Source organism: Pectobacterium sp. S5, from assembly GCF_051707265.1.
Taxonomy (GTDB): Bacteria; Pseudomonadota; Gammaproteobacteria; order Enterobacterales; family Enterobacteriaceae; genus Pectobacterium; species Pectobacterium polare.
On sequence record NZ_JAULSZ010000001.1, the window covers coordinates 503,431 to 515,451 of the forward strand.

The 12,021-nt window shown below is 51.6% G+C and carries 12 protein-coding genes; 8 read left to right on the forward strand and 4 right to left on the reverse strand.

The window, feature by feature from the left end; all coding sequences use genetic code 11:
• The first annotated feature begins 5 nt into the window (after positions 1–5).
• From QWJ20_RS02285 to yejF, 3 genes are read left to right on the forward strand one after another with little or no spacing between them, the layout of a single operon-like run.
• Entirely contained in the window at positions 6–1,103 is a 1,098-nt protein-coding gene (locus tag QWJ20_RS02285; protein ID WP_095699175.1) for a microcin C ABC transporter permease YejB, read from the forward strand.
• Positions 1,100–2,125, forward strand: a complete 1,026-nt coding sequence (locus QWJ20_RS02290; protein ID WP_433991734.1) for an ABC transporter permease — start codon at positions 1,100–1,102, stop codon at positions 2,123–2,125. Before QWJ20_RS02285 ends, QWJ20_RS02290 begins: the two co-directional genes overlap by 4 nt.
• A gap of 1 nt (position 2,126) precedes the next feature.
• A complete protein-coding gene (yejF, locus tag QWJ20_RS02295; protein ID WP_433991735.1) occupies positions 2,127–3,743 on the forward strand; it encodes a microcin C ABC transporter ATP-binding protein YejF in 1,617 nt (538 codons plus the stop codon).
• Between the two features lie 40 nt (positions 3,744–3,783).
• On the opposite strand, the gene QWJ20_RS02300 is transcribed toward yejF, so the two are convergent.
• The 3 genes from QWJ20_RS02300 to rsuA form a co-directional block, all read right to left on the reverse strand.
• On the reverse strand, positions 3,784–4,128 hold the full coding sequence (locus QWJ20_RS02300; RefSeq protein WP_039485625.1) for a YejG family protein: 345 nt from the start codon (positions 4,126–4,128) through the stop codon (positions 3,784–3,786).
• A 381-nt stretch (positions 4,129–4,509) separates the two neighbouring features.
• Positions 4,510–5,700, reverse strand: coding sequence for a Bcr/CflA family multidrug efflux MFS transporter (locus tag QWJ20_RS02305; RefSeq protein WP_095699172.1), 1,191 nt, complete (start codon positions 5,698–5,700; stop codon positions 4,510–4,512).
• A gap of 40 nt (positions 5,701–5,740) precedes the next feature.
• Complete coding sequence (gene rsuA / locus QWJ20_RS02310) at positions 5,741–6,436, reverse strand: 16S rRNA pseudouridine(516) synthase RsuA (protein WP_109412736.1); 696 nt, start codon at positions 6,434–6,436, stop codon at positions 5,741–5,743.
• Positions 6,437–6,660: 224 nt separating this feature from the next.
• On the opposite strand from rsuA, the gene QWJ20_RS02315 reads away from it, so the two are divergent.
• From QWJ20_RS02315 to QWJ20_RS02330, 4 genes are all read left to right on the forward strand, one after another.
• Positions 6,661–6,900, forward strand: a complete 240-nt coding sequence (locus tag QWJ20_RS02315) for a YecH family metal-binding protein (RefSeq protein ID WP_249715054.1) — start codon at positions 6,661–6,663, stop codon at positions 6,898–6,900.
• Between the two features lie 2 nt (positions 6,901–6,902).
• The gene (locus QWJ20_RS02320) at positions 6,903–8,663 is read left to right on the forward strand and encodes a DEAD/DEAH box helicase (protein WP_433991736.1); all 1,761 of its coding nucleotides are present in this window, start codon (positions 6,903–6,905) and stop codon (positions 8,661–8,663) included.
• Between the two features lie 259 nt (positions 8,664–8,922).
• Positions 8,923–9,207 (forward strand): 50S ribosomal protein L25, encoded by a 285-nt coding sequence (rplY, locus tag QWJ20_RS02325; RefSeq protein WP_005967246.1) that lies wholly within the window; start codon positions 8,923–8,925, stop codon positions 9,205–9,207.
• Between the two features lie 99 nt (positions 9,208–9,306).
• Positions 9,307–10,455 (forward strand): DUF1624 domain-containing protein, encoded by a 1,149-nt coding sequence (locus tag QWJ20_RS02330; protein WP_433991737.1) that lies wholly within the window; start codon positions 9,307–9,309, stop codon positions 10,453–10,455.
• Positions 10,456–10,537: 82 nt separating this feature from the next.
• On the opposite strand, the gene yejK is transcribed toward QWJ20_RS02330, so the two are convergent.
• Positions 10,538–11,548 (reverse strand): nucleoid-associated protein YejK, encoded by a 1,011-nt coding sequence (yejK, locus tag QWJ20_RS02335; protein ID WP_433991738.1) that lies wholly within the window; start codon positions 11,546–11,548, stop codon positions 10,538–10,540.
• Between the two features lie 238 nt (positions 11,549–11,786).
• Between yejK and QWJ20_RS02340 the strand changes: the two genes are divergently transcribed.
• The gene (locus QWJ20_RS02340) at positions 11,787–12,017 is read left to right on the forward strand and encodes a YejL family protein (RefSeq protein ID WP_005967239.1); all 231 of its coding nucleotides are present in this window, start codon (positions 11,787–11,789) and stop codon (positions 12,015–12,017) included.
• The last annotated feature ends 4 nt before the right edge of the window (positions 12,018–12,021 follow it).

Below are 12,021 nucleotides of genomic sequence, written 5' to 3' on the forward strand. Positions count from 1 at the left end.
TAAAAATGGGAACGTATCTGTTACGCCGCCTCTTGCTGGTCATTCCAACTCTGTGGGCAATCATCACGATTAATTTCTTCATTGTACAAATTGCCCCCGGCGGCCCGGTGGATCAGGCCATCGCGGCAATTGAAATGGGGCACGGCAGCGGTTATACCGCCAGTAACGGCATGGATGCCGGTATGGCCCGAACGGGCACCAGCGGCGCACCGAATATCGAGAACGCTTACCGAGGTTCACGCGGCCTCGACCCGGAAGTCATCGAAGAAATCACCAAACGCTATGGTTTCGATAAGCCGATTCATGAACGTTATTTTAAGCTGCTGTGGGATTACGTGCGCTTTGACTTCGGCGACAGCCTGTTCCGTGGTTCCTCGGTGATGCAGCTCATTAAGGAGAGCATGCCGGTTTCGATTACGCTGGGGCTGTGGAGTACGCTGATCGTCTACCTTATTTCCATTCCACTTGGCATCAAAAAAGCCGTGAAGAACGGCACACCGTTCGATACCTGGAGCAGCACGTTAATCATTATCGGCTATGCCATTCCGGCGTTTTTGTTTGCGATCATTTTGATTGTGCTATTCGCGGGCGGCAGTTATCTGGACTGGTTCCCGCTTCGAGGGTTGGTTTCCAGCAATTTTGACACCCTGCCGTGGTACAGCAAGATTACCGACTACTTGTGGCATATCGCGCTACCGGTTCTAGCTTCCGTCATTGGCGGTTTCGCCACGCTAACGATGCTCACCAAGAACTCCTTTATGGATGAGATTCGTAAGCAATACGTTGTTACCGCACGCGCTAAAGGGCTGGATGAAAAGAGCATTCTCTATCGCCACGTATTCCGTAATGCCATGTTGTTGGTGATTGCCGGCTTCCCCGCCACGTTTATCAGTATGTTTTTCACTGGCTCGCTACTGATTGAGGTGATGTTCTCACTCAACGGGCTGGGCCTGTTGGGCTATGACGCCACGCTACAACGTGACTATCCCGTCATGTTCGGTACGTTGTATATCTTCACGCTGATCGGCTTATTGCTGAATATCGTCAGCGACATCACCTATACGCTGGTGGATCCGCGTATCGATTTTGAGGGACGCCAATGAGCCGCTTAAGCCCGATTAATCAGGCGCGCTGGGCGCGTTTTAAAAGTAATCGTCGCGGTTACTGGTCGCTGTGGATTTTCATGGTGCTGTTTATCGTCAGCCTGTTTTCCGAGTTGATCGCCAACGACAAACCGCTGCTGGTGAAGTATGACGGTCAGCTCTATACGCCGGTGCTCATTGACCACAGCGAGAGGACGTTTGGCGGACAGTTGGATACCACCGCTGACTTCCGCGATCCTTATATCGCCGAACGCATCAGCAGCCACGGCTGGGCGATCTGGCCGCTGATTCACTACAGTTACGACACCATAAACTATGCCACTACCGCATCCTTCCCCTCTGCACCAAACTGGCAGAACTGGTTGGGCACGGATAGCCAGGGGAAAGATGTGGTCGCGCAGGTGCTGTATGGCTTCCGTATCTCACTGCTGTTCGGTCTGGCGCTCACGATCCTGTCCAGCGTGATTGGTATCACCGTCGGTGCAACACAGGGCTATTACGGCGGGCGTCTCGACCTGTGGGGTCAACGCTTTATCGAAGTCTGGTCCGGCATGCCGACGCTGTTTCTGATTATCTTACTGTCCAGCGTGATTCAGCCGGATTTCTGGTGGCTATTAGGCATTACCGTCCTGTTCGGCTGGATGAGTCTGGTTGGCGTGGTACGGGCGGAATTTCTGCGTACCCGCAACTTTGACTACATTCGTGCCGCGCAAGCGATGGGCGTCAGCGACCGCGCTATTATGTTCCGCTGCATGCTGCCAAACGCGATGGTCGCTACGCTGACCTATCTGCCCTTTATTCTTTGCGGCTCGATTACCACGCTGACATCGCTGGATTTTCTCGGCTTTGGTCTGCCGATGGGCTCGCCATCATTAGGCACTTTATTGCTGGAAGGGAAAAATAACCTTCAGGCACCGTGGCTGGGCATTACCGTGTTTATGGTGCTTTCCATCGTGCTTTCCTTACTCATTTTTATCGGCGAAGCGGTGCGCGACGCCTTTGACCCCAGCAAGGCGCATTAATATGTCCAGTTCACCTTTATTGCAGATAGATAATCTCAGCATTGCCTTCCGCAAAGGCGGTCAGGAACAGCGCGTTGTCGACCAGCTTTCACTGGCAGTGAACGCGGGTGAGACGCTGGCGCTGGTCGGTGAATCAGGTTCGGGGAAAAGCGTCACCGCGCTGTCGGTTTTGCGTTTGCTCCCCTCCCCGCCCGTGGTTTATCCGCAAGGGGATATCCGCTTCGCAGGGCAGTCGCTGCTGCATGCTGATGAAAAAACACTGCGTCAGATACGTGGCAATCGGATCGCGATGATCTTTCAGGAACCGATGGTGTCGCTTAACCCTTTGCAAAGCATCGAAAAACAGCTGATTGAAGTGCTTTCGCTCCACCGTGGCATGCGCACCGAGGCAGCCCGCAGCGAAGTCATCACCTGTCTGGATCGCGTGGGTATTCGGCAGGCTAAAAGCCGGTTGAATGATTTTCCGCACCAGCTTTCCGGCGGGGAACGCCAGCGTGTCATGATTGCGATGGCGCTGCTGACACAGCCGGATTTACTGATTGCCGATGAACCCACAACGGCGTTGGACGTGACCGTTCAGGCGCAAATATTAAAATTGCTGAACGAGCTGAAGCAGGAACTGGGGATGAGTTTACTGTTCATCACCCATAACCTGAATATTGTCCGCCAGTTGGCAGATAACGTGTCGGTCATGAAGGCCGGTCAGGCCGTGGAACATAATAGCTGTCAGCAGCTTTTCAGCGCACCTCAGCATCCCTACACGCGCCAGTTGCTGGATGCAGAACCGTCGGGCGAGCCGCTTCCGGTAACAGATGACGGTGAACCAATTCTGCGGGTAGAAAAATTGCATGTTTCGTTTCCCATCAAACGCGGCCTTTTGCGCCGTACCGTTGACGAAAAGCAGGTAGTGAGCAATATCAATTTCACCTTACGACGCGGCGAAAGTCTGGGTCTGGTGGGGGAATCCGGCTCAGGAAAAAGCACGACTGGATTAGCGTTGCTGCGCCTGATTCAATCACGCGGCGATATCTGGTTTGACGGCCAGCCTTTGCAAGGGCTAACCCGTAAGCAAATGCTGCCTTTCCGCCACCGGATTCAGGTTGTCTTTCAGGATCCAAATTCCGCGCTGAACCCACGGCTGAATGTGGAGCAAATTATTGCTGAGGGATTGACCGTCCATCACAAGCTGAGCAAAGAGGTGCTCGACCAGCGCGTGATTGAGGCAATGCAGGAAGTCGGGCTAGATCCCACGACCCGCTACCGCTATCCCTCCGAGTTTTCCGGCGGTCAGCGTCAGCGTATCGCTATCGCTCGCGCCCTGATACTGCAACCGGAGCTGCTGATCCTTGATGAACCGACATCCTCGCTGGACAGAACGGTTCAGGCGCAAATTCTGGCGCTGCTGAAATCATTACAGGAAAAGCACAAAATCGCCTACCTGTTTATCAGCCATGACTTACAGGTTATCCGTTCACTGTGCCATCAGGTTATTGTGCTGCGACAAGGCGAAGTGGTCGAACAAGGGGAATGCAAACAGGTATTCGCGCACCCTGCCGAACATTACACGCGGGAACTACTACAGTTTTCATCCTATTCGGCGGAAACGCAGTCAGCATAAATGAGGGAATACCGCAGCGTCAGTCTGCTGACGCTGCGGTTTAAAAAGGGTATTGTGCTGATACGGACTCAGCGATAGCGACACCAACATTCTTCAGACGGCACATTGCTGTGCTTTCATCATTGCGATGTAAAAACAGACACGGCTCGCCTTCCCATTCCAGAACGGCGCATTCAACCTGTATTTCAGACAGGGATTGATTCAGCTGGCGCATGATATTCCATGCGATATCACCATCGTGGCTCAACAGTTTGAGACCAATCAGGTTGTTGTCTTCTTCTCTGCCGCTCAGCGGAATCGGTTCAACATTGATACCTGCAAAACCCGATAACCAGCGATAACTTTGCGGCAAACGATGAACTACCGAAAGTTGGAAACTGTCCACTACTGTTTTCCTCAGGTAATAATTCACAAAATAGTAACATATTTATCATAGTAGCGTGTTCACACCATTTCTTGCCACTTTTAGCGAACAAAAAAACAACAAACACGCTTTTTCATATCGTGATAGTGGCTAACAGTTCTGATTGCAAGGACTATTAATGCCAAATTGATCACGAATTTTTCTTCTTTTCCGGCTATATGTAACCTTTTCCATTTAATATCTCAACCCTTTTTAGCCCACTTGTTCACTTTTAGGTCAAATATTTTACATTAGCAAAACAAAAAACTATGCCTGGGTATCACCTTAAGAAAGAAAATGAGGAATCAGAGAGACAGACTCAGATGCAGGAACATCTTTCCTACATCTGAGAAGAAGGGAAGATCAGGATGCGGGAGAACGGTTCGCGTACAGATATAGCAGAAAAGCAGCTACCGAACAGATTGCCATCGATAGCACCATCGGCCAGGCGCTATTGAATGAGGCCAGCGATAGGATAACGCCTACGATCGCACCCAAACCGAAGCGTAGCGTGCCAGCCAACGACGATGCCGTCCCTGCCATATGGGGGAAACCATCGAGAATCACCGCCATCGCATTCGACGCCACCATCGCAATACAGCCGACAAACAGTGCCACGCCAAATACCAGCGGTAAGAATCCGAGATCGAACAGACAGACAATAACCAGCCATATTCCCATCGCAAACTGGATCACCAGCCCTGCGCGGAACATCGCCAGCGCACCCAACCGCCGTACATTGCGGCTGTTAAACAACGTCACTACAAAGAGAAAGACGACGTTCAGGGCAAAGTAGTAGCCAAAATTCTGAGGAGAAACGCCATATAGATTGATATACACAAACGGCCCGGCACTCAGGAAGGAGAACATGCCGCAAAACGACAGCCCGCTTGCCACCATATAGCTGAACACCCGCTTGTGGCGGAACAGGATAGCGAAATTCCCGATGGTGGTGCGCAGATGAAATTTCTGCCGCTTAGCGGGCGGTAAGGTTTCTTTGATAAAAAAGAAAATCAGCGCTGACGCCAGAAAAGCCGCACCCGAGATCGTCCAGAAAATGGAATGCCAGCTAAACCACAGCAGCAGCCAGCCACCAGCAATGGGCGCAATGAGCGGCGCGACGGTCATCACCAACACGACAAACGACATCATGCGAGAAAAATCATCCCGCGAGAACATATCGCGCATCAGAGCATTGATCACCACTGCAGCCGCAGCCGCGGAGACACCGTGCAGAAAACGCATGTAGATCAGCTGCTCTACCGTTTGTGCCAGCGCACAGGCCACGCCTGCAAACGCAAAAACCAACGTACCGCCGAGAATCACAGGCTTACGTCCCAGACTGTCCGCCATCGGCCCATAGAACATCTGGCCAATCGCAAAGCCCAGCACATAGGTACTGAGCGTCATTTGGACATGCCCGTCCCCCACGCCAAACTCGTTAGCAATGGTCGGCAACGCAGGTAAATACATATCGATAGCTAACGGCATTAGCATCGAAATCAGGCCGAGAATAAAAATCAGCCCGAAATGAGAAGAGCGGCGTAATTGCACTAATAACTCCAGATAAGAAAAAAGGTCATGCTATGCAGCATTATTTTACGCTGGCGATCTCCTCAGCACTTAACTCCCGGTATTCCCCCGGTTCCAGTTCGCTATCCAGACAGATGCCACCGATACGTTCGCGATGCAGCTCAACGACCCGATTCCCGACCGCCGCAAACATCCTTTTCACCTGATGATAGCGACCTTCGCTAATCGTCAGTCGAACGACATGATCCGTTATCTTCTCAAGCGTAGCGGGTTTGGTGAGGTTCTTCTCGTTATGCAGTTGCACACCTGCCGTAAATTGCGCGGCGGTGTCCTCGGCCAGCGGCTGTTCCAGCGTTACCAGATAGGTTTTTTCACACTGGTGCTTAGGCGAGGTAATCCGATGCGACCATTGCCCGTCGTCAGTTAACAGCACCAGTCCAGTGGTATCGATATCCAGACGCCCAGCCGCGTGCAGTTTGTACGCCACTGGGACATCCATGAAATACAGAATGGTGGGATGATCGGGATCGTCCGTTGAACAGACGTAGCCCTGAGGCTTATTCAACATGAAATAGCGCGGGCCATTCTGTTGTTTCAGCGGTTCGCCATCAAACTCAACCTGATGCTCAGGGGATAACTTGAACGCGCCGCTTTTTACCACTTCACCATCAACGGTAACACGCTCTGCATGGAGTTCACGCGCTACCAGTGAGCGGCTAATTTCCAACTGCTGGGATAAAAATTTGTCCAATCGCATTAAAACTCACTACCTATCTCAAATAACTGCCAATCTCAAATCGTGAGACCCTAAATTGTGAAAGGATAGTATAACGGGGCTTTGCCCACTCGTCCTGCAATTCACTGCCCCTACGTTGCTCTTTTTAGCCGACTTTCAGGCTGCACGCCCTTTGTTTATCCCTCGCACCAGATATTATCAACAGGCATAATACGGGTAATTTTTTATCTCTTGAGGGCAACCGCATGTCATCTATCCACGGTCATGAAGTTTTGCAAATGATGCTCGCGTCCAGTGAGTCGTTTACCACTGAACAGCTGATTACCACCATAGAAGATCGCTTCGGCAGCGCGGCGCGCTTTCATACCTGCTCCGCCGAAAATATGACAGCCTCAATGCTGGTGCAATTTCTGTCTGAACGCGGGAAATTCATCCCGCACGATGCAGGCTTTACCACCAGCGCCAGTAAAATCTGCCAGCACTAGTTATGTCGTTCACGCTACGGCCTTACCAGCGTGAGGCTGTTTCCGCCACACTCGACTATTTTCGCCGCCACACCCAACCGGCCGTCATCGTTTTGCCTACTGGTGCGGGGAAAAGCCTGGTTATCGCCGAGCTGGCGCGGCTTGCTCGTGGTCGTGTACTGGTGCTTGCACACGTCAAGGAACTGGTCGCGCAAAACCATGCCAAATACTGTGCCCTGGATTTGGACGCGGATATCTTCGCAGCAGGGCTACAGCAGCGCGAGAGTCAGGGAAAGGTGGTCTTTGGCAGCGTGCAGTCCGTCGCGCGTAATCTCGACCAGTTCGATAGTGCCTTCTCCCTGCTGATCATTGATGAATGCCACCGCATTAGCGACGACGATAACAGCCAATATCAACAAATCATCCAGCATCTGCAAAAGACTAACCCCCAGCTGCGGCTGCTCGGCTTAACGGCGACGCCCTATCGGCTTGGCAAAGGCTGGATATATCAGTATCACTATCACGGCATGATCCGTGGCGATGAACGCAGTTTGTTTCGCGACTGCATCTATGAGCTGCCGCTGCGTTACATGATCAAGCATGGCTTTCTGGTACCGCCTGACAGACTGGATATGCCAGTGGTGCAATATGATTTCAGTAAGCTCGTCGCCCGCAGCAACGGACTCTTCAGTGAAGTCGACCTGAACCTCGAACTCAAGCGTCAGCAGCGCGTCACGCCGCATATCATCAGTCAGGTCATCGATTATGCGCAAACGCGGCGCGGCGTGATGATTTTTGCGTCCACCGTTGAGCATGCCAAAGAAATTACGGCCTTGTTACCAAACGGTCAGGCTGCGCTGGTCAGCGCCGATACGCCAGCAGCGGAACGTGATACGCTGATTGAGGCTTTTAAACAGCAGTCGCTACGCTATCTGGTCAACGTGGCGGTACTGACAACCGGGTTTGATGCCCCGCATGTCGACCTTATTGCTATCCTTCGCCCAACAGAATCCGTCAGCCTGTATCAGCAAATCGTCGGGCGCGGCTTACGTTTGTATCCGGGAAAAACGGACTGCCTGATTCTGGATTACGCGGGTAACCCGCACGATCTCTATACGCCAGAAGTCGGCAACAGCAAACCGCATGCTGGCAGCCAGCCGGTACAGGTCTTCTGCCCCGAATGTGGCTTTGCCAATCTGTTCTGGGGGAAAACCACCCCAGACGGCAACATCATCGAACACTATGGCCGCCGCTGTCAGGGCTGGGAAATGGCGGAAAGCGGCCAACGCCAACAGTGTGATTTCCGGTTTCGGTTTAAAGTCTGTCCGCACTGCGGCGCGGAAAACGACATTGCCGCCCGGCGCTGCCATCAGTGTGACGAAGTATTGGTCGATCCTGACGATATGCTGAAAGCGGCGCTGAAGCTGAAAGATGCATTGGTTTTACGCTGTAGCGGCATGAGTTTCGAACAGGGGCAGGATGCGAAGGGAGAATGGCTGAAGATTACCTACCACGATGAGGAAGGTGCCGAAGTTAGCGAACGTTTTCGCCTGCACACTACCGCTCAGCGCCACGTTTTCCTGCAACAATTTTTGCGTGTTCACCAACGCGCACCGGGAACCCCGTTTAACTGGCAAAATGCCGCTGACGTCATCTCACAGCAGCCTTTATTACGCGCGCCTGATTTTGTCGTCGCCCGCAAACACGGAAAATTCTGGCAAATACGCGAAAAGCTCTTTGATTATCAGGGACGCTTTCGCCGCGCCAACGAGCTCCGCGGCTAAGGTATACTCTAAATAATTCGAGTTTCAGGCAGGCGGCAAGTGAGGGCATCCCGATGAGCTTACTCAGGTAAGTGATTCGGGTGACAGAGCGCTGCCAACGCACATGCAACTTGAAGTATGACGAGTAATTTTGGGATTCATTTGCCCGCAGAGCCATATTCCGCTAGAATTCAGCCCGCTTTTGTTCGCAAAAGCTGAATAGTCCCACCTGTTGCTGGGTCGCCTGTAGCAGGAATACTTTATATAAGTAGAGAAGAAAATGATTACTATCAAAGCAGAAGCACGTCAAGGTCAGGGTAAGGGTGCGAGCCGCCGCCTGCGTTCAGCTGGTAAATTCCCAGCCATCGTTTACGGTGGTTCAGAAGCACCAGTATCTATCGAACTGGATCACGATTCAGTAAAAAACCAAGAAGTGAAAGATGGCTTCTACGGTGAAACACTGATCCTGTCTATCGATGGCAAAGAAGTTCAAGTTAAAGTTCAGGCTGTACAACGTCACGTTTACAAGCCAAAACTGACTCACATCGACTTCGTTCGCGTTTAGTTTGCGCTGAAGTTGTTTTCCGGGACGCCGGAAAAGAAGAACGCCGCTTATGCGGCGTTTTTTTTATAAAAATTTATTCATTCACAAAGGAATGTGAACATGTCTCGTGATATCTCACAGCGACTTATCGCTATCGATGCCCTGCGCGGTCTGGTTATGGTACTGATGCTACTGGACCATGTACGGGAAACCTTTTATCTGCACCTGCAACTCGCCGATCCGATTGATGTAACCAGTACCGACCCCATGCTATTCATCAACCGTACGCTGGCGCATCTGTGTGCTCCCGTATTTGTCTTTTTAACCGGGCTTTCTGCCGCGCTTTATCATCAGAAAGTGCAAGATCGTCGACAAACCGCCCTCTTCCTGTTCCAGCGCGGCTTAATTCTCATTCTTCTTGAGCTCACGCTAATCAACTTCGCGTGGACGTTCCAATTCCCACCGCAGGTCATCTATTTACAGGTCATCTGGGCAATCGGTATGAGCATGCTTGCCCTCAGCGCGCTGATCTGGCTCCCTGCTGGGCTGGTTTTCATACTGGGCATCGTTATCGTGGGCGGACATAACCTGCTGGATCCTCTGCATGCTTCCGCAGACTCCATTTGGTCTATTCCGTGGGCGATTCTGCACGATCGCGGTTGGATAGACATCGGCGAAACATTCCGTATGCGTACTTCATACCCGGTATTGCCTTGGATTGGCGTCATTTCGCTTGGCTATGTGGCTGGGGCGCTATACCGAAAAGAAGTATTTCCGCTTCAGCGCCAGAAAGCCCTGCTCACTCTGGCAGGGATCACGCTAGCGCTGTTCTTCGTTCTGCGTAGCATCAATCTGTATGGCGAAAAGCCCTGGCAGCAGGGTGATGTCATCACGCAGACGCTCATGAGTTATTTCAACATCACGAAATACCCGCCATCATTGCTGTTCCTCTGTCTGACGCTGAGCATCGGGCTTTGCTTGCTTGCCGTATTCGAGCGTCAGCAACAAAAGCGCTGGCTCGTTATACTGGCAAGCTTCGGTGCCGCACCGATGTTTTTCTACCTATTGCATCTGTATGTTTTAAAAGGGATGTATTTAACCGCTGTCGCGATCTGGGGAAAAAATCAGGGAGAATGGTTTGGCTTTTCCGCCGTCTGGCAATTGTGGGTGTGTACTCTGGTGCTGATGGTCGTGTTATTTTCGCCAGTTCGCGCGTTTGCTCGCTTAAAAGCACGCCGCAGAGACATCCGCTGGCTTAAATACTTCTAGTCACTATCGTTTCAAACCGTTATCAGCGACTGCCCTTTTCCTGAAGTCAGAAAAAGGGCAGCGTCGTCTTCTGGCGCGATGTCTACTGCTTACCGCTGCTCGTCCGACGTTGTAACTGATCGCGCAGATTCGGTGGCGTGCCTTTAATCGTCAACGTATCCGTCGCGGGATCCCAGAAAATTCGCTCGCCGAGCAATAGCGCATCAAAATTCAGGCTGATGCCGCCGCCGCTGCCAGCAAATTTGGTCAGCTGGCGCAGTGTCCCGCGATCGGCAGGGAAACTGTCTTCCAGCTCATAGCCCTGATCGGCTGAAAACTGCTGAAAGGTTTTCTCACCCAGCGGCGGCAGTTCCTGCGACAGCGATGCCAGCTCGATTTCCTCACCGGACTGCAACTGCTCATTACAGTAGCTATACACCTGCTGACGATAATTCTGGCGCTCGTTTTTATCTAGCTGTGCCTCATCACAATACTCATCGACTGCCTTCAGCAAGCCACGGTTTTGTGCTTTGGTGTCCAGCCCTTCTGACGCTGCCAGAAAATCCATAAAGAAGTCAGAGACTTTACGCCCGACGCGGCCTTTAAGGAACGTCAGATAGCGAGTGGATTCCGGATTAACTTCCCATTCCGTCAAATCGATACGCGCAACGATATCGGCATGATTGATATCCAGATAGTGCGTGGTGCTGATATCCAGCTGTTCATTAACTCGCATGCTGTTGCAGCTATTGAGCACCGATATCAGTAAATACTCGACCGCCAGATAGCGATACTGGCAGAACAACACGATACCGCCTTCGGCAAACGGGTATTTCGCCAGCTCGTCACGCAAACGTCCGGTCGCAGCGCGTGAGAAACTTAGAAAATCCTCATCCCCTTTGCGACAAGCCCGCAGTGCATCCGCCAGCTCGCTTTGCTCATTAAACAGCCCATAGGCCTTACTCTTGGCGCTGTAGACGCGATGCAATTCAGCCATCATCTCTTCTACTGCCGCATTGGTTGGCAATAGGGAATCACGCAACACCATTTCCAGCGTTTGCTCGTCACGTTTAATTAGCTGATGCAGGGCAATCTGGGCGATATCCAGACTCATGATAAACTCTCCTTTTGGCAAGGCGCGTATTCAAACACTGATACGAACGACCCGCAACACATTAAAGCTGGCCCTTTACATCTGTACGCGCGCTAAGCGTCTACACTACTTATTGATAAAATTCCGTTTATTGATAAAAGTATGCCAGCGATAAAAGTACGTTAATGATAAAAGTGCAGAAAAGCATAAGCCTATACGGTAAGATAAGCGACTTTACCAGCTTGAGATACGCCATTTTATGCCACAATCATCCCGTTATAGTGACGAACACGTTGAACAACTGCTTTCTGAGATGGTCAATGTTCTGGAAAAGCACCACGCCCCAACCGATCTTGCTTTGATGGTGCTCGGTAACATGGTGACGAACCTGATTAACACCAGCATCGCGCCTGCACAACGTCAGGTTCTGGCGCGTTCTTTCGCTGAAGCCTTACAGGCTTCGATTAAAAAAGCCGATAAAGCTCACTAAGTTT